Annotated in this window: 23 protein-coding genes; 17 read left to right on the forward strand and 6 right to left on the reverse strand. The window is 38.3% G+C overall.

The features are described from left to right. Positions 1-82 precede the first annotated feature (82 nt). From MHB44_RS08285 to MHB44_RS08300, 4 genes are all read left to right on the forward strand, one after another. Entirely contained in the window at positions 83-1,450 is a 1,368-nt protein-coding gene (locus MHB44_RS08285; RefSeq protein WP_341302340.1) for an NAD(P)-dependent oxidoreductase, read from the forward strand. 81 nt (positions 1,451-1,531) lie between these two features. Beyond that, complete coding sequence (gene preA / locus MHB44_RS08290; RefSeq protein ID WP_341302341.1) at positions 1,532-2,794, forward strand: NAD-dependent dihydropyrimidine dehydrogenase subunit PreA; 1,263 nt, start codon at positions 1,532-1,534, stop codon at positions 2,792-2,794. A 306-nt stretch (positions 2,795-3,100) separates the two neighbouring features. After that, complete coding sequence (locus MHB44_RS08295; RefSeq protein ID WP_341302342.1) at positions 3,101-4,600, forward strand: NCS1 family transporter; 1,500 nt, start codon at positions 3,101-3,103, stop codon at positions 4,598-4,600. Between the two features lie 35 nt (positions 4,601-4,635). Then, positions 4,636-4,845, forward strand: a complete 210-nt coding sequence (locus MHB44_RS08300) for a hypothetical protein (RefSeq protein ID WP_341302343.1) — start codon at positions 4,636-4,638, stop codon at positions 4,843-4,845. Between the two features lie 56 nt (positions 4,846-4,901). Here the strand turns inward: MHB44_RS08300 and pgeF are convergent, their stop codons facing one another. Then, on the reverse strand, positions 4,902-5,663 hold the full coding sequence (gene pgeF / locus MHB44_RS08305) for a peptidoglycan editing factor PgeF (protein ID WP_341302344.1): 762 nt from the start codon (positions 5,661-5,663) through the stop codon (positions 4,902-4,904). 162 nt (positions 5,664-5,825) lie between these two features. On the opposite strand from pgeF, the gene MHB44_RS08310 reads away from it, so the two are divergent. The 4 genes from MHB44_RS08310 to MHB44_RS08325 all read left to right on the forward strand — a co-directional run bounded on the left by MHB44_RS08310 (position 5,826) and on the right by MHB44_RS08325 (position 9,658). After that, the gene (locus MHB44_RS08310; protein ID WP_341302345.1) at positions 5,826-6,452 is read left to right on the forward strand and encodes a hypothetical protein; all 627 of its coding nucleotides are present in this window, start codon (positions 5,826-5,828) and stop codon (positions 6,450-6,452) included. Between the two features lie 229 nt (positions 6,453-6,681). After that, a complete protein-coding gene (locus MHB44_RS08315) occupies positions 6,682-7,290 on the forward strand; it encodes a CAP domain-containing protein (RefSeq protein ID WP_341302346.1) in 609 nt (202 codons plus the stop codon). A 208-nt stretch (positions 7,291-7,498) separates the two neighbouring features. Further along, positions 7,499-8,341 carry a hypothetical protein gene (locus MHB44_RS08320; RefSeq protein ID WP_341302347.1) on the forward strand — a complete coding sequence of 281 codons (843 nt, stop codon included), beginning with the start codon at positions 7,499-7,501 and terminating at the stop codon, positions 8,339-8,341. 345 nt (positions 8,342-8,686) lie between these two features. After that, entirely contained in the window at positions 8,687-9,658 is a 972-nt protein-coding gene (locus tag MHB44_RS08325) for a VanW family protein (protein WP_341302348.1), read from the forward strand. Positions 9,659-9,694: 36 nt separating this feature from the next. Here MHB44_RS08325 and MHB44_RS08330 read toward each other — a convergent pair whose 3' ends face one another. The 3 genes from MHB44_RS08330 to MHB44_RS08340 all read right to left on the reverse strand — a co-directional run bounded on the left by MHB44_RS08330 (position 9,695) and on the right by MHB44_RS08340 (position 12,292). Beyond that, positions 9,695-10,321, reverse strand: a complete 627-nt coding sequence (locus tag MHB44_RS08330) for an HAD-IA family hydrolase (protein WP_341302349.1) — start codon at positions 10,319-10,321, stop codon at positions 9,695-9,697. Between the two features lie 73 nt (positions 10,322-10,394). After that, positions 10,395-11,162, reverse strand: coding sequence for a YibE/F family protein (locus MHB44_RS08335; protein ID WP_341302350.1), 768 nt, complete (start codon positions 11,160-11,162; stop codon positions 10,395-10,397). Continuing rightward, positions 11,159-12,292: a YibE/F family protein gene (locus MHB44_RS08340; RefSeq protein ID WP_341302945.1), complete on the reverse strand. Its 1,134-nt coding sequence runs from the start codon at positions 12,290-12,292 to the stop codon at positions 11,159-11,161. Before MHB44_RS08340 ends, MHB44_RS08335 begins: the two co-directional genes overlap by 4 nt. Positions 12,293-12,549: 257 nt before the next feature. On the opposite strand from MHB44_RS08340, the gene MHB44_RS08345 reads away from it, so the two are divergent. The 5 genes from MHB44_RS08345 (at position 12,550) to MHB44_RS08365 (ending at position 17,470) form a co-directional block, all read left to right on the forward strand. After that, entirely contained in the window at positions 12,550-13,986 is a 1,437-nt protein-coding gene (locus MHB44_RS08345) for a spore germination protein (RefSeq protein WP_341302351.1), read from the forward strand. Between the two features lie 352 nt (positions 13,987-14,338). Continuing rightward, entirely contained in the window at positions 14,339-15,646 is a 1,308-nt protein-coding gene (locus MHB44_RS08350) for a GHKL domain-containing protein (RefSeq protein WP_341302352.1), read from the forward strand. Positions 15,647-15,774: 128 nt separating this feature from the next. Further along, positions 15,775-15,999, forward strand: coding sequence for a DUF2829 domain-containing protein (locus MHB44_RS08355; protein ID WP_341302353.1), 225 nt, complete (start codon positions 15,775-15,777; stop codon positions 15,997-15,999). A 54-nt stretch (positions 16,000-16,053) separates the two neighbouring features. Further along, positions 16,054-16,809 carry a 3-oxoacyl-ACP reductase gene (locus MHB44_RS08360; protein WP_341302354.1) on the forward strand — a complete coding sequence of 252 codons (756 nt, stop codon included), beginning with the start codon at positions 16,054-16,056 and terminating at the stop codon, positions 16,807-16,809. A 151-nt stretch (positions 16,810-16,960) separates the two neighbouring features. Then, positions 16,961-17,470 (forward strand): QueT transporter family protein, encoded by a 510-nt coding sequence (locus MHB44_RS08365; protein ID WP_341302355.1) that lies wholly within the window; start codon positions 16,961-16,963, stop codon positions 17,468-17,470. 578 nt (positions 17,471-18,048) lie between these two features. Here the strand turns inward: MHB44_RS08365 and MHB44_RS08370 are convergent. Further along, on the reverse strand, positions 18,049-21,141 hold the full coding sequence (locus tag MHB44_RS08370) for a copper amine oxidase N-terminal domain-containing protein (protein WP_341302356.1): 3,093 nt from the start codon (positions 21,139-21,141) through the stop codon (positions 18,049-18,051). Positions 21,142-21,570: 429 nt separating this feature from the next. Here MHB44_RS08370 and MHB44_RS08375 point away from each other — a divergent pair, with 429 nt between their 5' ends. From MHB44_RS08375 to MHB44_RS08390, 4 genes are all read left to right on the forward strand, one after another. Further along, entirely contained in the window at positions 21,571-21,795 is a 225-nt protein-coding gene (locus tag MHB44_RS08375) for a transcriptional regulator SplA domain-containing protein (RefSeq protein ID WP_341302357.1), read from the forward strand. 12 nt (positions 21,796-21,807) lie between these two features. Then, positions 21,808-22,836 (forward strand): spore photoproduct lyase, encoded by a 1,029-nt coding sequence (gene splB, locus MHB44_RS08380; protein WP_341302358.1) that lies wholly within the window; start codon positions 21,808-21,810, stop codon positions 22,834-22,836. 492 nt (positions 22,837-23,328) lie between these two features. After that, a complete protein-coding gene (locus tag MHB44_RS08385; protein ID WP_341302359.1) occupies positions 23,329-24,264 on the forward strand; it encodes an arginine deiminase family protein in 936 nt (311 codons plus the stop codon). A 17-nt stretch (positions 24,265-24,281) separates the two neighbouring features. Beyond that, entirely contained in the window at positions 24,282-25,595 is a 1,314-nt protein-coding gene (locus MHB44_RS08390) for an amino acid permease (protein ID WP_341302360.1), read from the forward strand. Here MHB44_RS08390 and MHB44_RS08395 read toward each other — a convergent pair. After that, positions 25,542-26,348 (reverse strand): YqcI/YcgG family protein, encoded by an 807-nt coding sequence (locus tag MHB44_RS08395; RefSeq protein ID WP_341302361.1) that lies wholly within the window; start codon positions 26,346-26,348, stop codon positions 25,542-25,544. The two genes, MHB44_RS08390 and MHB44_RS08395, sit on opposite strands and share 54 nt — an antisense overlap. Between the last annotated feature and the right edge of the window lie 29 nt (positions 26,349-26,377).

The following is a 26,377-nucleotide window of genomic DNA, read 5'->3' on the forward strand; positions in this document are numbered from 1 at the left end:
CTGATTGTTTTGACTGGAGAACAAAGCAATCGGTCTAGTTAATAAGGGGACGGAAAAAATGAACAACTGAGGGGGTATGGCAATGGTTCCGATTCAAGAAAATGCGATGACCATACAGCTTAGACATAATTTTATGGAATTGAAAGCCAAGATGACGAAAAATGAGGCAATTGAGGAAGCCAATCGTTGTCTGTATTGCTATGATGCACCATGTATTAAAGCCTGTCCAACAAGTATTCAAATACCAAATTTCATAAAAAAAATTGCATCTGGTAATATGAAGGGTTCTGCTACGACTATATTAGAAGCAAACCCAATTGGTGCAAGCTGTGCAAGAGTTTGTCCAACTGAAGAACTGTGCGAAGGAGCGTGTGTCTTAAATTCTTCAACAAAGCCAATTAAAATTGGCGAGTTACAACGTTATGCAACGGATTGGGCAATGGAAACCAATGCTCAGCTATTTAAACCAGGGTCATATAATGGTCAGAAAGTAGCCATTGTTGGGGCAGGTCCTGCTGGTTTGTCAGCAGCACGTGAACTCAGTCGCTTAGGCTACCAAGTAACGATCTATGAGGCTGAAGCGAAGGCTGGGGGCTTAGGAAGCTATGGAATTGTAGCGTTCCGATTGCCAAATGATGTCGTAGATTGGGAAGTAGAGCAGATTGAACAGCTTGGTGTGGATATACAAACGAATACAGCTGTAGGTGTGGATATTTCTGCTGCTGAAATTTTGGCACACTATGACAGTGTTATTTTAGCTGTCGGCATGGGTGCTGTCCCGAATCTGGGCATTGATGGGGAAGATTTAGAAGGGGTACATGATGCCATTGAATTTATTCGAAAAACAAAAATGGGACCGCTTACAAATGATATTGTAGGGAAACGAGTAGCTGTAATCGGTGCTGGAAATACGGCTATTGACGGTGCTACAAGTGCGGTACGCTTAGGAGCAGACAATGTACAAATTCTTTATCGCAGAACACAAAAAGAAATGACGGCATACAAATTTGAGTATGAATTTGCCAAGCAGGACGGCGTGGAATTTAAATGGCTAACAGCACCAAAGAAAATTATCGGCAATGAAGCAGGAAAGGTGACAGGCATTGAATGTGTGAAAATGAAGCTTGGTGAGGCGGGTCCTGATGGTCGACAACGCCCAGAAGAAGTAAAGGGCTCCAATTTTATCATTGAAGTGGATGCTGTTATTAAAGCCATTGGGCAAACTCGTTTCGTATCGTTAATTGAAGCCTTTGGTTTAGCTCATACAAATGGTGTCGTAGACATTGATGAGACAACAATGCAAACGTCCAATGACAAAGTATTTGCATGTGGAGATGTTGTCTTTGGTAATGGACAGGGTGAAGCGATGGTAGTGACCGCTGTACAGCAAGGAAAAGATGCAGCATATAAGATTCATGAATGTTTAAGAAAACCAAGTGAGATTGCATAAAGTGAACCTTCAATCAGTAGGGGTTTTCTTTATCCTCCACTGATTGTTAGTTTCACCAATCGGGATAGAGGGGGAACTTATATGGCAGACTTACGCATTAATTTAGCGGGCATCAAATCACCGAATCCATTTTGGCTAGCATCTGCTCCACCAACGAATTCAGGCTATCAAGTACAGCGTGCATTTGAAGCAGGCTGGGGTGGCGCTGTATGGAAAACGTTAGGAGAACCAATTTTAAATGTGTCATCCCGTTTTGCAGCAGTTAGCTATAATGGCCAACGTGTGGCGGGCTTTAATAATATTGAATTAATTACGGACCGACCATTAGAAGTGAACTTACAAGAAATTTATGAGACGAAAAAGAAATTTCCTAATCACGCAATTATTGCCTCGTTAATGGTGGAGCCAAAGCAGGAAAAATGGCATGAAATTGTAAAACGAGTAGAAGATGTGGGGGTTGATGGTCTTGAGCTTAACTTTGGTTGTCCACATGGGATGGCAGAACGAGGCATGGGTTCTGCCTCTGGTCAAGTCCCTGAATTGGTGGAAAAACAAACGTACTGGGTAAAGGAAGCGGCGCGTACACCTGTTATTGTTAAACTAACGCCCAACATTACGGATATTACCGTGACGGCGGAAGCGGCAACACGAGGTGGCGCAGATGCTGTGAGTATGATTAATACGATTAACAGTTTAGCTGGTGTTGATTTAGATTCTTGGAATACAGTACCACATGTGGCTGGAAAAGGAGCGCATGGGGGCTATTGTGGTCCAGCAGTTAAACCAATTGCACTGAACATGGTCGCGGAATGTGCCCGTAATCCATTAGTCAATGTACCAATTTCGGGCATTGGTGGCATCTCCAATTGGCAAGATGCTGCGGAATTTATTTTAATGGGTGCGACAGGTGTACAGGTATGTACAGCAGCGATGCATCATGGCTTTAGTATTGTGGAGGATATGATCGATGGCTTAAATAATTATTTAGATGATAAAGGCTTAGCATCGGTTATGGACTTGGTTGGTCGTTCTGTGCCAAGGTATTCAAACTGGGGCGATTTAGATTTAAATTATAAAATTGTCGCAGAAATTAATAATGATATTTGTATTAATTGCAATAAATGCCATATAGCTTGTGAGGATACATCCCATCAATGTATTGATCTTTATACGGAGGATGGTCGCCCAATGCTAAAGGTTCGCGAGGAAGACTGTGTAGGCTGTAATTTATGCTCCATTGTTTGCCCTGTCGATGGTGCTATTTCAATGGTTGAACGTCCATCGACAATTCCGCCAATGACATGGAATGAACGCCAAACATTAATTAGTAGTCTATCAAAATAAATATTCTTTTATAAAGTAAACCTTTCATCAGTGAGGCTCTCTCCTCACTGATTGCTGTATCTGCCGCTGTCACTTCGTTTTTGCGCAAAAATTTTTACCATTCGGGTATTTACAGACAGCTATTCCTCTATCTAAAGCTTGAAAATGAAGATCTTATATTTGCCACCTTACTTTAATATAGATAAATGACTGCCTGTTAATGCAGGGTAAAATCGAAATTCCACCTTCCCTTTGCTTTTTAGGTGAGGGAAGACGTAGCTTCAAGGTAAGTTGTCACGGAAATTGGCATAAAAGGAGCGAAACATTATGGAACGTGAAGGGAATTATTTAAAATCCCCAGATTTACTTCCAGTGACACATCAACAAAGAAATATTGGAACATTTGGTTTTGCAGTGATTTGGATAGGAATGGCGATTGTGTTAGCTGCCTTTGCTATCGGTGGCTCAGCAATTATTCATTTACCCCTGCCAATGGTGATTTTAGCGACGTTAGTAGGCTCTTGTTTAATCGGTATTTTTATGACGTTAATTGGTGATATAGGGATCGAGCATGGGCTATCCTTCCCTGTCTATATGCGTGCACCATTTGGCATATTTGGTACACATATCCCTTCTCTGGTGCGTGGCGTTACGGCTGCTTGTTGGTTTGGTCTTAACACATATTTTGGAGCATTAGCCATTAACGGTATTTTAAATTTATTGTTTAACTTTAATAATTGGTTTATCTGTTTCCTTGTCTTTGCAGCACTTCAGCTTTTTAATACATCACTAGGCATTAAATCGATTGAACGCTTTGCTGATTTAGCCGCACCGATCATTATTCTAATTTCTTGCTGGATGTATTATACGCTTGCCGATACAGCAACAGTGCAGGGCAAAAATATTTGGACGTGGGTGGAAGCCCCAACAACAGACTTAGCTGCTTTTACGGCATTTATGGTAGTGGTTATGGCAAATATGGGCTTTTGGGCAACATTGGCAGCAGATATGCCATCACTATCCCGCTTCTTTAAAGCACCGAAAAATGAGCGTAATTGGTTTAAGCGTAATAAAACACAGCTTGTTGGCTCATTAATTGTGATGCCTATTACCAATACATTTATTGTCACAATCGGCGCTATTTGCTATATGGCTGTTGCATCGGCTGATCCCATCAATGCTTTACAGCAAAGTGCAAGCGGCTTTATTTTAGGGATTCTATTGTTAATGATTGTGCTAGCACAGTGGTCGACAAACACCTCAGCGAATGTTGTACCAGCAGCGACGATTTTCTCGAATATTGGTGGGCCGAAAGTTCCGTTTTGGGTAGGGGTTGTTATTGCTGGACTTATTGGTATTTTGGCACAGCCTTGGAGCTTATTTGATGTAATGGTCAATGTGTTATTAATTATTGGTGGGATTTTAACAGCAATTGTTGGGATTTTATTTGCTGATTATTATTTAATTCGTAAACGTCGCGTACATGTTAAGGATCTTTATGATCTAAATGGACAATTTAAGTATTATAAAGGCTTTAATCTCGCGGGCTTACTCGCTTGGGTAATTGGCGGGACTGTCGCTAATATTTTTTCCACCTATTCTTCATTAGTAGGATTCTTTGTAGGGGCATTTGTTTATTATCTATTAGCGAAGTATTGGTGGTTTAAAAAGTATCCGCAGGCTGAGCTAGAGGAGCTAAATGATGCCAAGTATTTAGGCATTACTGCGGGGCAGAATTTGGATGAATTATTTGGTCAGCAACTACCAGCAGAAGATGAACTGTTAGAGCCGCAAGACCCTCTGTTAGAAGTAAAAGGTGTTGACTAGTCAAGACATTTTAAACGTAAGAAAGGTGATGGTATATGTCTGAATTCCAGCAAAGCACGGAGGAGATCCGAAAAATAGATCAGTATTTAGATAAGGGCTATAAAATTAACGATGTTTACGAAAATTTAAGCGGAATGTTTGTGGAATTTGCACAGCAAGAAGAGGTTGCAGTGCTGCAAATTTTAACAGCAGATGCACGCAAATATTTCGCTGCCAAATTACAGGAGCAGACATCATTACAATAACAAAGAAACGCTATTCCTTTTGTTGCGTACAACACTGGAATAGCGCTTTTGCTGTGTTAAGCTTTTCGCATAATAAAGCTTAAATGTCTACCTGCCTGTTTGTCTTGACGATAGGAGAAGCCATCTGGGCTAAGAAAGGTGCAGGTTGTATCGATTTGGATGTGCTCAGTTGGAATGCCAGCAAGCTCACATTGCTTCTTGACGGTTTGTTGATTATCAATATGATATTTATTGGTTGCTGCGTTGTAATACATAAAGTTCTCTGCATAGCCAAGCTGATGAAACTTTTCATAGACATCTGCATCTACTTCAAATTTTTGCTGACTAAGTGCCATACCAATTTGCACATGGAAATCCTCTGGGCGACAATGCTCTTCTGTCAGTAGATGGTGAAATAGCTTAGGTGTAATTTCTTTCACGGTTCCTTGCCAGCCCGAATGAATAACACCAATCAGCCCTGTAACAGCATGATAAAATATAACTGGCACACAATCGGCTGTAAAGCTACATAATAAAATATGTGGCTCTAGCGTATAGAGAGCATCAGCATTTTTAATCGCGCTATCCATGTGTAGAGCACCGCGCCCTTTATCAGCCGCTACAACACGATGAAAGTTGGCACTATGTGTTTGTTCCGTACAGACAAAATCCTGTAGATCACAATGTAGGGCAGTTGCTAGTTGTTGACGGTTTTCAATAATATTTTGAACACTCTCACAACTATGCAAAGCCATATTATTGTGCTCTAGTTCCATCTCATCTTTTAAGGTAGTACCTGCAATAAATTGCTCATTATCTACATAAATTTTTGTTTTCATTCAATCACCTCGTATTACTATATAGGATTACTTATGGAATGTATAGGTTGCAGTCATTTAATATTTAGCTACTCCTTTACCCGTCTATCAAACTTTTAGACATAATGAATCGATTTCCTCACATATAGTAGGAGGAATGCTATAGAGGGGAGAGAGTGAACGTTGAGTGAACTAGACATATTATTAATTTGCCAAGTAGGCATGGGTCTTTTTTGGATATTTACATATATACTTGTTATTTATAAAGGATGGCAAGATAAAAGCTATGGCATGCCTATGGTCGCTATTTGTGCCAATATTTCATGGGAATTTATCTTTGCCTTTTTCTACCCGCAAAATGATCTTCAACGTTATATTACACTGATTTGGCTCGTATTGGATATCTTTATTTTGATGCAATTTTTGCGCTATGCCCCAAATGAATATCGAAGGATGCTTTCTAAAAAGCTATTGTATTTCTCCTTTTTGATCACCTTGATTTTCAGCATGCTGATCATTTTAGGCATAGTCTATGAGTTTCAAGATTTCGAAGGGAAGTACGCAGCATTCTTCCAAAACCTTATGATGTCAGGATTATTTATTGCTTTATTATTGCGAAGAGGGAATTTAGCTGGTCAATCAATGGGGATTGCAGTGTGTAAGATGGTGGGTACATTATTTGCCGCAGTCGGCTTCTATCTCTTCTTCCGTACGCCATTAATTACCATTATTTCTGTGGCAACCCTCTTTTATGACTGCCTCTATATTCTCTTAATTTATCGAATGCAACGTAAGCAATTAGCAAAATAGGATATATTATGAAAATTTTAAGCCTGAATTTATTAGTAATGTATGCCAATTACAAACAGATTGCAACTTGATGACAAGGTAAATGATAAAAATAGCGTGATAAAGGGCTTTGGCTACTCATATTGCATGCTTGTCATACAATTGTAAAAATCCTTCCAAATATTTTGTAATGATTATGGCTCTGAAACTATTTACGATAATGGTAGAGCAAATAGGAAGGATGATGAATATGTTGAAAAAAATAAAAAAAGCGGCACTAGCTTCAGTAATGGCAACTTCATTATTAGTACCAGTAGCGGCAAGGGCAGCCGAATCTTATACAGTGGTATCGGGTGACACACTTTGGAAAATAGCGTTGAAAACAGAAACGGGTGTTCAAGAGCTAATTGAGGCGAATCCTCAGCTTGCTAATCCAAATCAAATCGAACCAGGGCAAAACATTCATATCCCTGTAAAGGAACAGGCAAGTGTTGAGCAGGAGGTTGTTAAACTTGTCAATGCAGAACGGGCAAAGATAGGTCTTTCAGCATTACAAGAGGACTGGGAGCTATCAAGGGTAGCTAAATATAAGTCGCAAGATATGCACGATAAAAATTACTTTGACCATACAAGCCCAACGTACGGTACACCTTTTACAATGATGAAAAACTTCGGTATTACGTATAAATCTGCTGGTGAAAATATCGCAAAAGGTCAACGCTCCGCACAGGAAGTTGTAACGGCTTGGATGAATAGTGAGGGACACCGCGCCAATATTCTCAACAAAAGCTACACACATATCGGTGTAGGGTATGTACAGGATGGCAACTACTGGACACAAATGTTTATGCAAAAATAACCACACAGAACTGCCCTAAACTTAGTGATGACTAAGAGATGGACAGTTCTTTTTGTCTGAATAAAAATGTTAATGCTTTTGATAGAGTGTGAAGTAGTGTAGCTTTTTTCTAATAGTAGATGCAAATTCAATGAAGAGGAATTTCTTGTTAGCGATTATATGATGTTATAATAAACCCTATAGTGACAAGACAGAAAGCGGTGTTTGAGTGGCAAAGAAGAAAAGTGTTTATTATGGTATTTGGGGTCCAGCGTTCAAGGGGGTTGTCGATTCTCACAAAGAATTTAAAGCACATGTTACTGGGAAGAAAGGGATGTATGGTAAGAGGTTTACGTTAGAGCAGGAGGCTCGTGATTGGGTAGAGAGCTTTGTTTCCCCAAAGGAACGGCAACAACCTTCAGCGTCAAATAATGCTTGCGTATATGCAATATATGGTTCAGTTTTTACGGGTATCGTTTATTCGAAAGAGGAATTTATAGACAAGGTGTTTGGTAAGAAGGGGATGCGTGGGAAAAAATGTGTGAATGAGCAGCAGGCACAAAAATGGCTGAATTCATTTGCCAAACAGCAAAAGAAGAAAAAGACGCAAAAAGCACTAACAGCTCCTGTAAAAATAGCAACTGTAGAGCAAGAGCAACAGGATAGAGTGGAGCAAATGGTTATTTATATTGACGGTAGCTTTAAAAAAGATAAAGGTACATATGGTATTATTGTCTATTCTACCCATAATAGTGAGCCGGTTTATCGAGATTTTGGTTATGTTTACGATGAGCATTTTAATGATTTACAAAATGTAGGTGCTGAATTAATGGCGTGCTTGCGTGCGCTGGAATGGGCGTTTGCCAATAGACTACAACAAGTGTGTATTGTTTATGATTTTGAAGGTATTTTGCATCATTGCTATAAAGATTCCTCACATATTGCATTGCGAATTTACCAAGAAATGGTTCACCGTTTCAAAGCTGTCATGGATATTTATTTTCTACATGTACGACATGGCAATAAAACACTCCATGCAGAAGCACATCAATTAACACAGTTAATCCTCTAAAAGTATCCTAAGCTGCTAGGGGATAGTGCTATCTTGCTTCCGCAAGTGGTTTTGTATTGAATATAAAAGAGCGTGCTCACTACTACAGGCGCTGAGATAAATGCTTATTGAACCCCTGTTCACGGGGTCTTCAAACGCCCACTCACTAAGAGAGAGCCTCTACCAGATGGCGCAAATTTGAAAGAGATTCCCCTCATGAGTTTGAAAAAATTAAACATTCTCCAATATTCCTTGGAGAGTGTTTTTTATGTGGAAACAAATAAAAATACATAAAAAGCAACACACTATTAGCAATAGTCGAATAAGATGTTTCTGTAGTAAAACAATAAAGGTAGGTGCGATCAGTTGAAAAAGAAGTGGGTAGCTATCGCTTGTATGATTTGTACAGTTGGATTAATAGGATGTCAGGGAAAATCAGCAAATCCTAAAACATCTGAGAGTCAACAGCTAGAAGAGCCTGTTATCTATGAATCAACACAACAAACCAATCCTGTTGTAGAAGTGGTTGATCCGACTACGAATACGATCATTGAGACTATTTCACCCCAAGTATTTAGCTATGATACAGATATACAAGCCTATCAAAAGCTGCTTGAACAAATAGCGAGAGACTTGGCGAGAGGAACAGCCACAATGGTTGGCTATGATCAGCATATGGTGCTTGATAAATTGGATGATCAAGGGAATATTATCAAGGGTAGACCCCACATAATTTTAAAAGAGCGTGAATTAGTGGAAAGCATACTAGCTGTTTCTGCAACAGGTGGACAAGTGGAAATGCCAATTTTGATTACCAAAAGCAACTACTCGCTTGAAGATATTCCTTATTTAGAGGATGTTGTTGTGGCAACTTATACAACTTATTTTAACCGTGCAGATGTAGGGAGAAATAAAAATATCGAGCTCTCTGCCAAGGCGATTGACAATGTAATCGTTGGTAGTGGCGATTATTTTTCCTTTAATCATATTGTAGGGCCAAGAGATGAGGCGAATGGCTATCAGCCTGCACCCGAAATTATTAATAAAAAAATAGTGATGGGTATTGGTGGGGGGATTTGCCAAACATCCTCCACTTTGTTTAATGCAGTAGATCAAATTCCAGTCAAATTTGTGGAGCGTCATCATCATTCATTGGATATTGGCTATGTGCCTCAGGGCAGAGATGCAACAGTTTCCTACGATAGTTTAGATTTTCGATTCCAAAATACTAGTGATGCACCTTTTTTAATAAAAGCCATCTACGGGGAAGATTTTCTAACAATTGAAATAAGAACCGCAGAAAAATATTTAGCTATCCTAAAGAGCAAGACATTTTAAATGGTGCTAAAGAACAACTATTAATGATAGCCAACACTATAGGCTATCTATAATCTTTACAATGTCGTGTGGTGCTACCGCTTGGTAGTCAGGTTGCAAGTATTGTATCGCTTCTTTAGCATCATAGCCCCATCCCACCCAAATAATTGGCACACACACCTTTTTGCAGGCGATAATATCCCTTTGTTCATCACCAATATATAGCATCTCATCTGCTGGAATAGTAGATTTTTTTATAAATTTTTCTATCGCTTTATCCTTCCCTGCAATAGGGTTTGAATAAAGAATCTCTGCAATACAGTGAATGTCATTCAGTTTTAGAAATGTTAAAATAGTATCCTTTGCATGAGAGGAAATAATCATGATTTTATAGCCTCTTTTAGCCAGCTCTAACAGCACTTCCTTCATGCCTTTAAAAGGGCGAATATCCTGTAATGATTGACGATATAATTGATAAAATTGCGGTAAAACGAGCGGCACTTTATACATGGATAAATTCAATAATTTGCTGCGCTCCATAAGTGATAATTTTTTCAATCCATCGATATCCTTTAAGCTAATGTCTTTCAATTGGTGTTTTTGTGCAATAATATTCCACGCTGCTACAAGAGCAGCTGTGGAATCGGCCAATGTTCCATCAAAATCAACAATAATAGGCTTCATAGCAGGCATACTCCTTTATCATCTAGTTGTATGAATGGTTTATGCTCATAAAGGCTACATGATATAGGCGGTTTTATAGGGTTTTCTCACGTGTTCTTACTAAATAATAGGCATTGATAAAGGAAGCAATAGGGATGATTAATGCAATCCCAATACCTGCGCAGAAAATCGTCATAATTTCTGCACTAAATACTTTGGAATTAATGATTTCACCAAGAGAATAGGAAAGGTCCTTAAACCAAATTAATAAGCTTAAATAGCCACCAAAGAAAGCAAAAAACAGCGTATTAGTATCTGTCCCTAAAATATCTCTTCCAATGCCTAGCCCAGATGTAAATAGTGCTTTTTTGCTAATTGAAGGATTGCGATAAAAAATTTCATGCATAGAAGAAGCAATAGAAATGGCAACATCCATAATCGCCCCAATTGTGCTCATAATAATAACGGAGGCGCCAATTTGAACAAAATTGACCCCAATATACAAGGAAAAAATACTGATTTCTTCCGTAGATTCCTCGCTAAAGCCTTGAATCATTGCTTTTTTTGTAACGAAGGTAATAAAAAGCAGTAAAACGACTATCGTAATCATTGTGGCAATAAATGCTGTAATGGTTTTACTGTTTGTTTGATTAATATAAAATAAGCTAATCCAGCTAATAATGGTGCAAGCAATAAATGTTAGGATGATAGGGCTGTTCTTTGGGTTTGTCATTAAAAAGATAGTGATAAAGAGGACCCCAAAATTTAAAAATAATGATAAGAAGGAACGGAATCCTTGCTTGCCACCAACCATTACCATTAATAGACATAAAATAATTGCTAATAAAACGATAACATTCATCCTTTAACCTTCTTTCGAGTAATGAAAAATAGAGCAATATACTGGCTAATCGGAATCGTTAAAACGACTCCAATACCACCAGCTAAAGCACGAGCTAATTCTAATGAAAGATTTAAGGAAAGTGTGAGTCCTAATGTGTAAGAGTTTTTTAAATAGAGAATGACCATTGGGATGGAGCCACAAAGATAGGCAAAGAATAAAATACTGGTAATTGTGCCCATGATATCTTTTCCGATTTCCTGACCTGAAGCTTTTAGTGCTTGTACAGAAATTGAAGGGTCCTGCTCATATAAAGCAAAAATGGAGGATGCCATTGTAATGGATACATCCATCACTGCGCCAAGTGAGCCAATAAATAATCCTGCCATAAAAATTGTACGATAAGGACGTGTTAAAAATTGCATTTCCTCATAGCGAAGTCCATTTTCCCCCGTTACCCACATCACCAGTGAGCTAATAAGAAGAGCAATTATTGTGCCCAGCAGTGTTGACACAATAGCCGCATATGTTTTTGTCTTTAATCCACTAATAAGCAACAATGAAATAATAGTAAATAAAATGGCACAAGCTCCGCTGATCAGTAATAAACTGGTATTACCATGCTTAACGTAAAGGTCCAAAGCAAAGGATAAAATCAGTACATTAATTACTAAACTAATAATGGCAAATAAGCCCTGTCTTCTACCAATAATCAGTAAGGCAAAAATAAAAATCCAAGCGATAATGACAATGGTTTGATCTCGTTTTACATCGATAATTGTACCTGTTACATCACTTTGGGTTGCCTGTTCATTGACGGCAACAAAAATTTTATTACCAACATGGTATTGTTGGTCAAAAGCACCTGATGAGGAATATTCATTGGTCAAGTGAATGCGTTGTCCTTGAGCCTGACCATTTTTTAGCACAGCTATAATCTCCTGTGTAAATAAATAATCATCATTATCATACATATCTGTGAGAGGTTCTGATTCTACCACTTCAGCTTTGATAATTTCCGCAATGGGCTGTTCATAAAATTGTTCATTATGATGCACAACAACAATCGAAATAATACAGCAAAGTACTAATAAGCAATAAAAAATCCCTTGTTTATATGTTGTTTTTTTGAAAAATTGCAAATAGATCATCTCCATAGGACAAGTTACTTGTAAAGGAACGATTGATTAAAGCAGAGGTTCCTTCAATTGATTGATAAAAACGTGAAAGCAATGGATAGCCTAGTCAAACGGACGAATAGCTTTTTCCAAAAAGTTGAACAGGAGCAACATCTGTTTTCCTGAATATTTTTCATCGTCATGGAGAAAATATGCGTAAGTGTATTTATAACTTTTATAAATGTACTAATCTTGAGCTGGCTCAGTAGGAGATGAGAAGTATTTCATCCATGGAACTTAATTTAAAAATATTGAAATCACTATTTCAACGCTCTGCTGATGTACAATTCCAACAGTATCAATTTCAGCAATATACCGTACATTTTCTAACTTGTGATGCAATGATTAATGAGCACCTACTTCAGGCAGTTGTTGTTCAACGGGTTCAATCCTTATTAAATAATAGCACTGATGAGGTGTTACAGGAACAAATTGAACAATATTTACACATCCCTTACTTACAAAGGGTTTTAACAAAAGAGGATGCTATTACAAAAGTTTATAAAGGCTATGTCCTATTGTATATTGAGGAAGCTGACTTGCTTTATGCCAGTGATATTTCTCAAAGACCCAATCGAGAGCCTGGAGAAACAACACTTGAGCTTGTGGTAAAAGGGCCACGTGATGACTTTATTGAAGATATTTTTATTAACATTGCTTTATTAAGAAAACGATTACCAACGAATTCATTTAGTGTGGATATGTTAGAAATTGGGACACGTTCAAAAACCGCTGTAGCAATTCTTTATATGGATGATATTGTAAATGTAAATATGTTGGAGCGCATAAAATTAAAATTACAAAAAGTAGATACAGATATTGTCATGAATGGTGATTTACTAATGGAAACGGTGGAGGAAACAACAAAAATCTTGCCTAAACATGACTACACGGGAAGGCCAGATTTTGCTATGCAGGCCATAATTAGAGGAAGAATACTTATCATGATTGATGGTGTTTCTTATGCTATTATTATCCCTGCAAACATTATGCTACTTTTTAAATCAGGAGAGGATAATGAATATCCAATTATCGTTAGCTCTATGGAACGCTTACTGCGAATTGTAGGGATATTAATTAGTATGCTATTACCAGGCTTTTGGCTTGCACTGACAACATACCATCAAGAGCAGCTCCCGTTTATACTGTTAGCAACCATTGTAGAGTCGAGAGGAGGACTGCCTTTCCCAACAATTCTTGAAATATTAATGATGCTCTTTATGTTTGAGTTATTTCGAGAAGCTAGCTTACGCCTGCCGAGCGCGGTGAGCGGCTCTGTCAGCGTAGTGGGGGGGTTAATTATCGGTGATGCTGCTATTAAAGCTGGTGTCACAAGCCCCTCCATGATTGTAGTCATCGCGATTTCAAGCATTGCTGCTTTTACACTTGTTAACCAATCCTTTGTAACTGCGATGAGCATTTTTAGATTAATTATTATTATGGCAGCTGCTTTTTTTGGGTTATTTGGGTTTTTTGTCTCCATCTTTTTTATCTTATTGTACACAGCCAATATACGTGTTCTAGGTATGCCGTATATTAACTTTGGTGCAAGTTTTGAAAAGAGTAATATTGGGAAATCGCTAATGCGTCTAACACCAAAGGGCTATGCCAGACGACCAGCTTTTCTAAAACCACATGATAGAACACGCACGGCTAGTAAAAAATAATATGTAAATAAGGATCAGGTAGCCTTCAGCCTGATCTTTTTATAACGCCTATAGTGATAAATCATTTTATTATAAACGAGCTATACTGCTACTTTTTAATATAAGTTCTCTATAAAAAAATTTTTTCTACTTAAATGAGATGAAAATAATTATTTGAATATTCAATTTTATCCATATACGTTGCAATTAAGCTAGGTTACAACGATAATTTTAGTATTTTATAAAATAAAAATTGATTTTATCATTTAATTTAGGTAGGCTAGACAAGCAATGTTTGCGTACAAGTGAAAAATAAAGTTAGTTATCTTTAATATTGGAATTAATCTCTATAGATGAGGAAGTCTCGCTTTTTATGAAAAATCGAAAAATAAAACTAATTTTACTATTATCAGTGATTTTATTATGTGTGTTTACAAGTTTAAATATTATTACATCCTATATAAAAATTAAAAAGACGGTAGAGGAGTCCATTGCCAATCAAAGTTTAGAGGCTGCCATTTCTATTGCCTCTGCTATAGATACAGATACATATAAAAAATTTTTAGAAGATCCCCAAAAAAATGATTATTATTGGGAAATAAGAAGTTACTTAAATGATGCAAGAGTAAAGACAGGCGCTTTATTTGTTTATACCATATTGGTGGATAATCCAGAGGTATCAAAAGCAATGATTATGGGATTACCGAGAGAGCATACCATGAGCTTTGATATTGGTGAAACTTGTACAGTGCCTGCAAGCGACGTACACAAGGCCTATAATGGTGAAACCTATGTCACAGAGGTTATTGATGATGTTCTACATGGTTCTTATGTCTCTGTCGGTGCACCAATCAAAGATGAGACAAGCGAAATTATTGGTTATCTTGGCATTGATATTAGTGCAGATATGCTAAATGGTATTAAGGGAAAAGTGATTAAAGACAATATCTTTATGTTTATTTTTAATGGTGTACTTATTTTAGTGGTGATTGCTTCCTTTTTATTGCTCCAAAGATGGTATCAAAAGGAGGTAGCGAAGGAGGTTGGTGCTACAGAGGATGCCTATCAAGCAGAAATTAAAACATTAATTGCCTCAGTATCGTCACTACGCCATGATTTTACGAATCATATCCAAGTTTTACATGGGCTATTGCAATTAGAAAAAACAGAACAAGCAAAGCAATATTTGTGCTCATTATCGAAAGAGGTACAAGCCATTAAATCACTTCAAGTAAACATCGATCATCCAGGCTTATCTATTTTATTGCAAACAAAGAAATTAACAGCTCAAAATCATAATATTGATATGGATTTTACCATTTCCCAAAATGCCTTTTATAAAATTAAAACAACTGATTTAATTAAGATTTTATCCAATTTAATTGATAATGCTATTGAGGCTGCTATTGAATTGCCAGAGGGCCAACGTAAAATTACAATTTGCTGTAAAGCAGATGAGACACAATATGACTTTAGTGTAACAAATACAGGCCCTAATATTGAAGATACAACCTATATATTTAAACGAGGGTTTTCTACAAAAAAAGCAGGGAATGGAAAAATTAGAGGTCAGGGCTTATTTATTGTGAAAGAAATTGTCCAAAAATATAATGGGCATATTGCCTTTGACTCTTCCAACTATCAAGAAACAACGGCTATTGTTAAAATTCCAATCAAATAATTAAAATTAGATAATATTGTAGTTTTTCATAAGAATGATTGTACAGATAGTATCCTGAGGAAGGTTGTCAATATGGAAAAAATCCCGTATACTAATGCGATAAAGAATGGATATAAAGGATGGAATATATGACTTTTGAAGAAATATTACCGCGCTTAAAAGCAGGACAAAAGGTGATTCGCGAGGGCTGGGGTGGTGCTGAGCTTTATGTGAAGCTAGTCGGCAAAAGCCAGCATGATGGTGACACATTGAATCCTTATTTTTTAATTAATGTGCGAGGTGAGGGCTACATTATGTTCACACCTACTATATGTGATTTATTAGCAGAGGATTGGATAATTGTAGAATCGTAATAAGAGAAGTCATCTCAATTTGTGGGATGGCTTCTTTCTGTGAGGGAAAACGTTATGAAGTTTGAGGAATATATGAGTAAAACGGTATTTATTACAGGTGCGGCCTCAGGTATTGGCTATGCTCAAGCTGTTGCATTTTTAGAAAATGGGGCAAATGTATTTGGTTTTGACTTAGAGGAGCAAGGATTAGTTCATTTACAGCAGCAATACCCTGATTGCTTTTCCTATAAGGTTGGTACGGTGTGTAGGCAAAACGATGTGAAGCAGTCGTATTTGGAGGCAATCTCGAAATTTAAGCAAATTGATATTTTATGTAATACGGCAGGTATTTTAGATGGCTTTGCGAAAACGCTTGAGACGGATGAAGCGTTATGGGATAAAATTATGAACACGAATGTAAAGGGAACATTCTTTGTAACGAATACAATTTTACCGCATATGGTGGAACGTGGCTCTGGCACAATTGTCAATATGGCATCGATTGCAGGACTTGTTGCGGGCGGTGGCGGTGCAGCCTATACAGCTTCCAAACATGCCATTATTGGCTATACGAAGCAGCTAGACTTAGATTATTGCCGCGTGGGCATTCGTGCAAATGCGATAGCACCGGGAGCCATTCAAACACCGATGAATAAGGCAGACTTTGAAGGTGATGGGGAGATGGCAAAATGGGTAGCCAACGAAACGCCAGCAGGTCGTTGGGCACAGCCTTCTGAGGTCGCCAATTTAACACTATTTTTAGCAAGCTCGGCTGCCGATTATATTCATGGAGCCGTGTTACCAATTGATGGTGGCTGGCTGACAAAATAGTATTGTCCAAGAAGATATTCTTCGGCTATAATACGCAGGTAAGCAAGAAGTTGCTTGCACTACGGCACTTCAGATAGGGCGTGTAGCTCTCTTCCTTTGGTCGTAGTTATTACTAAAATAGCGACTAGCTATTTTACAAAGGAGAATAAAATTGAATACATCTATTGTAAAAGATTCAAGCCGTTTTTCTGTAAGTGAGCTTACAAAAACGGCACTTGTTGCAGCTCTTTATGTGGCTGTAACGGTTATATTATCAGTCATTAGCTTTGGCGCTGTCCAGCTACGTTTGTCAGAAATGTTTAATTATCTGGCATTGTACAATAAGCGCTATGTTGTTGCGGTGACTTTAGGCGTTATACTAGCCAATTTTATGTCACCGACGTGGATACTGGATGTGCCAATCGGGGGAATTGCAACCTTCCTTGTCTTACTCCTATGTAGACACGTCACAAAACATATAACAAATGACATTACCAAAATGGTGGTTACTGCATTGATTTTCGCTCTCTCCATGTTTACGGTTGCTGGACAATTAACCATCCTGTATGACCTTCCTTTTTGGGCAACATGGTTTACAGTGGGCGTTGGAGAATTATTGTCGATGACTGTTGGTGGATTGACGATTTACTTACTAAATAAAAAAATAGATTTATCTAAATAAAAAAATGTATAAAAAAGGCATTAACATAGTAAGAGTAAAAGTATCGAATTGAGAATATCTCCACCACTTCGTTAGAGTTATCAGTTCAAATCTACTGTACCCAGTGTCAACGTAAATGTAAGCTATTACTTCATATATTTAACCTGTAGTATTTTTTACCGAACATCAAAAAAGCCTCTTTGCCCGGATTCTGTCTGGCATTTTTCAAATCAAAATCCGGGCTACGATTTACTTCATCATGGGCAATCCATAATTATGCAGATAGCTACAAGGCATCCCAAACCATAAGTCAATGGCTAACTCCTCCCAGAAGCCGGTTTTAGACCACAATCATCCTTATTTCTATAATATTTAAGAGGATCAGCGAATTTTACATATCACTAGATTGATTTTCACTATTAATCCATCATCCGTTTTATCCTAAACTCCACCACTACTTGATTGCTACCTTTGCTAGTTAGACCAATCACTTGTGGAAGGGTCTAGGGACAATGCATTGCGTAGCACACAATAAAAAAGGACTCCCTCTGGTCCATGAAGCACCATAGGAAGTCCCTACTATGAAGAAATTACTTGACCTATTGATTAATTTGAGAGTCTTGGGACGTCTCAATATTATCAGGACTTGGACGGAGTTGCACTGAATTATTGGAAGAGCTCGATAGCATATAAGTTCCTTTTACCAAAGTCAAAACCTTAGCAACATATTCTGTAGATGGATTGAGTTGATTACCAAATGCATCTACTGGTATGCTTAGCGCTTGGCTAACGTTGGAGAGGTTATTCGGATAAATTCTAGTACTATTTGGATTATTAATAGCATCATCTATTTTGAAGCTATCTGCTACATCTTTAGGTAACATAAACACTCTATACTCCGATACGTTTTGTCCATTTTTGACATCGAAGCTAATGTTAATATCGGAATACTTATATCCATCCCCCTGAATACTCAGTGTCACTTTCTCCACCGACCCAGAGGCTGAACGATCTTCTAAAGTAATGAAGGAAGATGGGAAAGATAAGGTATACATTGCCTTAGAATTTCCGCTACCTATGGACAATATATATACACGATATTCTTCACCGTTAGTGATAAGTCTTCCATCTGTATCTCTACTACCAGCTCCCAATTTCATACTATACTGGCCTTTATTTATATCTGTATAATTAGTGACTCTAGTAGCTGTGTTCAGATCAAAGCCATTTGCTTTTGAAGCGGGTACAACAAGAATACGATAACTATCAATATTTGATTCATCAGAAGGTTTCGTAAATGATATCTGTAGATCTCGACCATCTCCATAATCACCAACATCGCTTACATTAATATTGCTTACCGCTTGAACAGCTTTGCTTTTATTAAGTGTAATCGCAGACGAAGGAGATGATAGGGCATAGGCATTTGAAGAGTTTCCATTGGCTACAGTTAGTACATAGACGCGATAGCTAGTTCCTTCTGTAATAAAATTACCGCGAACATCCCTAATCCCATCCAATGTTCTAGTTGTTGCTATATTTCCACCTTTGCTTTCTGTGATGTAATAAGTGCTGCTACTAGCTTGTGAAAGATTAAAGCTACTGTAATAAGCTGTTGGTACGATTAGAATCCGATAATGATTGACATTCGTTTCATCAGAAGGCTTTGTGAACGTTACCTGCACATCACGACCATCTCCATTATCGTCTATATCTGCAACATTCAGATTGGTTACAGCTTGCACATTGAAGTTCTTAGTTAGTGTAATCGTAGCCGTCGCCGCAGTTAGCGCATTGTTTCCTATGGAATTACCATTGGCAACAGTCAATACATAGATACGGTAGCTAGTACCTTCTTTGATATAATTGCCGCGCACATCCCGTGTAGTTTCAGATAATGCCTGCTCATATGTGGATTTTCCAGACTTGTTTACAGTCGTGTAATTGCTGCTGGATACGCTATTAGCATCTGTCAGGCTAAAGTTACTATAATTTGCTGTTGGTACAACCATAATTCGATAGTGATTAATAGTTGATTCATCCACAGCCTTATTGAAAGAGACAAAGAGGTCACGCCCGTTGCCATAATCACTCACATCGCTGGCATTGAGATTCGACACTGCACCCACATTGTTGTTAAGTAGCGAAATCATATTGGAGGCTGAAGAGAGTACGTTATTCGCTGAGTTATTAGCTACAGCCATAACAAATACACGATAGCTAATGCCATTCTGAATGGCATAACCATCAGTATCTTTTGCCCCTGTAGAGAGCACCTGAGTAATATTGTTGCCTGTCTTGTTCACTTGTGTGTAATAAGAGTTAGATAAACTGTTGGCCTTCGTCAGTGTGAAGTTCGAATAGTTATTAGCTCTTACAACAAAAATTCGATAAGAGTTGATATTAGATTCATCAGACACTTTGTTGAAGTTAACTCTTAGGTCGCGTCCATCTCCAAAGTCATTGACATCATCCACTTGTGTAATAATCGGAGTAGATACAGTAAGTGTTACTGACGATGAAGCAGGAGACAGCTTATTAACAACTGAATTCGTACTACTTACAGACATAACGAAAGCTGTGTAAGATTCGCTATTCTTAATAAAGTCACCAGAAGTATCACGTGTTGAGGAAGACAGAGTTACTACCAACGTACTGCCGTTGCTTCCCGATTTTTCCACTGTTGTATAGTAGTTGCTGGATAAATTATTCGCAGTAGTAAGACTAAAATTGTTAGCATCCTTGGTCTTTACGATAAACACACGATAATTGGAAATATTGTTATCATTCTGCGGACGAGTGAAGCTAACTGAAACATCGCGTCCATCGCCAAAATCGTTAATATCGCTCATCTTCACATTTGTTACCGTTGTAACAGAAGACATGTCTGTTAGAGTAATCTTCGGAGAAGAGGTCGATAATACACTGGAATAAGAACCTTTACCAATAGCAAGTATATGAACCACATAAGACTGATCATTTTTTATGTAGTCCCCGTCTACATCTCGCGAGCTCTGCGATAAAGTTACGGCACGATTCGCACTTGAAGTCGATACCACCGAATAATTAGAGGGAGAGACTTTCAGAGCCGAGGCCAAATTAAAATTTTTTGAAGCCTTCACAACCATAACTCGATAATGATCAACGTATGATTCTGTAGACGATTTAGAGAAGCTAACCTCAAGGTCACGCCCATCTCCCTGATCACCAACATCTCGAACCGACACATTGCTCACAGGAGAAATACTGATATTACTCGGCGTGTCAGATTTAATAGAAACAAGCTGTTTTTCCGAGTTCCAGTCAACTTCTTGACCAAGCGCTTCACTAACGAAGCGTACTGGTACCATTGTTCTACCTTTTAATATCTGTGCTGGTACATCAAGCGTAACTGTCTGGTTATTAATAGTAGCTACCTTCGATTTAATCTTGAGGACTACCGTTGTGTCTCCTTTAATCCCCGTGACAGTTTGATTCTTTTGATCCCAATTCACGCTTGCATCCAATGCCTCAAAGATTGCTCTAAGTGGTAGCATAACACGACCTTGAATCATCGCTGGGGGCTGATCGGTCTTCAATTGAACCCCGTCCACATTAATAGTAATGGCTTTTGCCGCTTGTGCGGTGGCCGGCTGCAATAATAACGGTACAATGAGTATCGCAGCAAAAAGTAAAGTCCATATTTTTTTCATAAATTCCACCCTTCTTCATGCCATTTGATTGACTTAGCATGACATCTAATTTAACGTATCAACAGCTTAAAAGTTTCACCCTTTTACCTTTTGAAGAAAATTTAACCATCAGGCTATATCAATACCTTTTCTTGTTCACTTTCCATACAAGTGGGCTGAGCTGAGTAAGGGTATTTCGAGTGGATAGTGCCACACTATTTGGCGCAGGAGGATTGGCTAATAATGAAGATTATACTGATAGACTTTACGAAACATAGGGCAGTAGGCGACTCTCTTGCCCATAGTCATTTATTCTATCACCAGCTTGCTATTTCCTAGATAACTGATGAAAATAACCGCACGAATGTATATATTGCCAATAAATTTTTTTATGACATATTTTTTGTACATTTTCACCAAACTAATGGAAAGACAGAGGAAGGTGAAGAGATGCAACAACCATATGATGTGGGTGATATTGTTTATATTTTTTACCGCAATCCACATATTCAAGATGTAGCGAATATACAGGAAGCGGCAGTGGTTTATCATCCAGAGAATCCAGAGGAGCTAGCTCTATTTTTATTTGAAACCTATTATCCAATCACGAATGACATGGTAATTTTTTCAAACGAGATGGCAGCTGAACAGGCTTATCATCAATATTTTCATTAAGGGAGGAATCACATGATGAAGCCATTTACCCCTCAGCTTGTTTATTTTGAGCCAGATGCCCTCCAGTATCCACTAGGTCAGGAGCTAAAAGCGAAGTTTGAGCAGATGGGGATTGAAATTCGCTATACAACTTCGCATAATCAAGTAAGAAATCTTCCTGGAGACAATGATTTTCAAAAGTATCGGGTAGCAAAATCAACATTAGTAGTGGGCATTCGAAAAACATTGAAGTTTGATACATCTAAGCCCTCAGCGGAATATGCCATCCCATTTGCAACTGGCTGTATGGGACATTGTCATTATTGCTATTTACAAACAACAATGGGCAGCAAACCTTATATTCGGACGTATGTCAATGTCGATGAAATCCTAGAACAGGCCGATCACTATATGGCTGAACGAGCTCCTGACATCACACGCTTTGAGGCATCCTGTACCTCTGATATTGTAGGTATTGATCATCTTACACATACCTTAAAGCGAGCCATTGAGCATTTTGGCCAAAGTGAGCTAGGCCAATTACGATTTGTAACGAAATTCCATCATGTGGATCATCTATTGGATGCCAAGCATAATGGTCGGACAAGGTTTCGTTTTAGTGTCAATGCTGATTATGTGATTAAGCACTTTGAGCCAGGTACATCACCATTGGAGAAGCGCATTGAGGCAGCGGGGAAAGTGGCTAGAGCTGGATATCCTCTTGGTTTTATTGTCGCTCCAATTTATCTACATGATGGCTGGCAGGAGGGGTATTATCATATGTTTGAGCGATTGGATGCAGAATTGCCAGAGGATGTGCGAGATGACATTACCTTTGAATTTATTCAGCATCGTTTTACAAAGCCAGCCAAACGAGTGATTGAAAAAAATTACCCGATGACGAAGCTAGAGCTCGATGAGACAGTGAGACGATATAAATGGGGCAAATATGGGATAGGTAAATACATTTATCAAAAAGAAGAAGAGGAAGATATTAAGGAGCATTTGTATGGCTATATGAAAAAATTTTTCCCTCAAGCTAAATTGGAGTACTTTACATGACAATTAGAAAGAACATTTTGTTTTCTCTCTAATTTATTAATTGGGCTTTATACGGTTCAATATAATGATGTTCTGTTGGCAAATTCAAGAGGGAGAAATATGGTATTGTCTCAGATTCCTTGTAATTAACCACTCAATCACCGTTCATATTTTTTGTATAGTAGAACGCTGTAACTGTATATAATTTGCCCCTTATATAAGAATACTCAATAATTGTAAATCTGAGATGACTAGCCCTATTTCTTCTTGTATCTTTCTTTTGGCAGTATCCGCTAAGCTCTCACCTAATTTCATCAAGCTACTAGGGAGCCTCCAACCACCATCATATCTTTTTTGGAGTAATACTTCGATTTATAGTCCCTATAATGACACCCATTTTTATAAATGTATTTTATTTAGCTAGAAAATCCTTCTTATTTATAGTCCTAGTATAATCCGAAAATCAATGGTAACGCTAACAGAGATCGTTGTGAAGAAGGAGAGAATACTTGAATGGATTCATTTCAACTAAATTGTTGGTCAGAACATGGGGAATTAAAAGTAGTGATGCTTTGTGCACCATCAATCGTAGATGTAACGGATTTAACAATAGCAGAGCAGGTTGGTTGGAGTGATACGGTCAACCATCAGAAGGCAATGGATAATTTCATGGCATTAAAGACAACATTCGAAAACGCAGGGGTACATGTACTTGATTATGCAAACGAACTAACCCCAGATCAGCAGCTATTAAGTGAGCAGCTCCTCAATCGTTATTTTGTGCGTGACCTAGCCTGTGTCATTGGGAATCGGCTTTTACTTGGAAATGCTGGAAGCTCACTTAGAAATCCAGAGTACCCTCTTGCACATTCACTATTAGAAAAATGGTTACCACAACAATGGAAAGCTAATTTGCAGCCGCTTCATTCCTTCGAATGTGGAGATTTGTTAATTTTAAATAAAGATGCTGTGCTTATTAATCTTGGAATGAGAACATCGATAGAAGCTATCGAAAGCTTAAAGGAAGGCATTTTTCAAGAGGGGTTTTCTGAAATTGCCATAATTGATTTACCGAAAAGCAATGATACGCTGCATTTAGATATGAATTGTAATGTTGTAAACGCGAATCTGGTTGTTGCTAAAAGCTTTGTACGCCATTTTCCTATTCAGGTGTTAACAGCTCAAAGCAGTCGTTTTGATATGGTAGAGTCATTTTTAAAGCGTCATGGTTTGGATGTTTACTGGCTGAACTCGTATAAGACCATTCCAGACATCAACTTTATTAATCTGAATCCTGAAACACTGTTGATAAGCAAGCAGGCAACACAACAACAATTATTGGCGCATCCACTGCTGAAGAATAAAAACTTGCTCGAAGTTGATGTCACTGAGCTTGAAAAAGGCGGTGGTGGCATTCGATGTATGACATTGCCATTGGTAAGAACGTAACGAAGGGTTGAGAACAAATGACTTCAAAATCAGCTAAAGGAAGTATGGCCTGGTGGCAGCTTTCGCTTCTTGGAATCGGTTGTACTTTGGGAACGGGCTTTTTTCTTGGGACAAGTATGGCCATTCATAAAAGTGGGCCTGCGGTATTAATTCCTTTTTTATTAGCGGCCATTTGTACGTATATCGTGTATGATGCACTTGTTAAAATGTCTGTGGAAAATCCAGATAAAGGCTCTTTTCGTACCTATGCCAAGCAAGCCTTTGGACGCTGGGCAGGATTTAGCAATGGCTGGGTGTACTTGATTTCTGAGCTATTAATCATGGGAAGCCAGCTGATGGCGCTCGGCATTTTTACGAAATTTTGGTTTCCGGTGCTGCCCCTGTGGATTGCTGCATCGATTTATGCTGCTATTGGTTTAGTCGTTATTCTCACAGGCATGAAGGGCTTTGAAAATTTCCAAAATATCTTCGGTGCCTTAAAGGCAGCTGCCATCATTATGTTCATTATTGTAGCAGTGGTTATCATCATGAGAGGTACACCATCTACTACAATGGCTTCACTTCAAGCTAATTATGAAGCATTTTTTTCACAAGGACTAAAAGGTATTTGGCTCGGATTACTTTATGCCTTTTATGCCTATGGAGGAATTGAAGTGATGGGTTTAATGGTCATCGATTTGAAAAATCCAAAAGAGGCGCCAAAAGCGGGGAGAATTATGCTGATCGTGATTACCGTTATTTTTATCATGGCCATCGCCCTTGCATTAGTACTCGTTTCGTGGAAAGACTTTTCGATTGATGAAAGTCCTTTTATTACAGCGCTTCAAGGATACCATATACCTTTTGTGGCAGATATTTTTAATGGTGTGTTAATCATTGCTGGTTTTTCAACAATGGTGGCCTCGCTTTATGCAGTGATCACCATTCTCACTACACTTGCAGAGGATCATGATGCACCGGCAATACTCGCAAAGAAAGGAAAAATGAAAGTTCCCTTTCCAGCCTTTTTATTTTTAACGAGTGGGCTAGTGATCACGATTGTCATTGGTTTTTTGATGCCAGAAAAAATCTTTGAATATTTGATCACGGCAGCGGGCTTAATGTTGATCTATAATTGGCTTTTTATTTTAATGACCTACTGGAAGCTCATGGAGTTAACGAAGTGGGGGCATGTAAAGAATGGTATAGGGATGTTGCTCATTGCTGTGACGGTATCTGGAACTTTAGGTGAAAAAACAAGCAGACTCGGTTTTTATGTGAGCCTGCTCTTTATAGCCTTAATCAGTGTGGCGACCTGGATTGTTGTGAAAAGGCAAAAAAACATTACGTAATGAACCGTTTTCCTGAGACATCCTTAAAAAAGGACATTTGGATGGACTATGGTTATCATCACTTAAGAAGTACTGCTTCCATTCATAACTATCTTCTTGCCCATACCATTTTAAATCAGGATGCCCTGGAACCGTGTCATAGTCTGCAATCCGCTGCCGAATGAGCTTTTTGATTTTTCGCCCAAAGGTAGTGGAGTCGTTTATATCATCGAATATCCAACGTGGTTGAATGGCCATTAATAAAGTGGAAAAATGACGACTCTTTCGCAATTTATGGGCTGGTGTTGCACACGAAATAAAATAGGGCTCTCCATGAAAGCAAAATTCCCATTCATGGTGTGTAGGCTCCATTGGTATTCCATCAGGCCAATCCATTTCATCTATGTTGGTTAAATTGTTTAAGATGGACCAAAATAACTGCTGATAATCCATCACCTCAAAGCTATCTAGCATATCTTGAGGGGTATGGAAGAATACCGTGAACGTTGTATATTTTCCAAAAGTTCGTGAGGCTTTCGCATATTCCTTTAAGCATTGTGCTAACATCTTAATCGTTTGCTCCTCCCGTGGATCCCCGACAAAACTATAGCGTAAATGGTTTGATAAAAAGCCCATTCTTGCTGGTATACACGGAAATGTATTCGCTTCATCGGCAATCGTAGCAGCAAAATCTGTATAGGCTGCCTGTTGCCATAAGGGAAGTGTTTCAAACTGCTCTTCAATACTCTTTCTATCAAATACCACTACTCCCACTTGAGACTCCTCCTTCTACTCATCTTTAT

Source organism: Lysinibacillus sp. FSL H8-0500 (assembly GCF_038051955.1).
In the GTDB taxonomy this organism is placed as follows: domain Bacteria; phylum Bacillota; class Bacilli; order Bacillales_A; family Planococcaceae; genus Lysinibacillus; species Lysinibacillus macroides.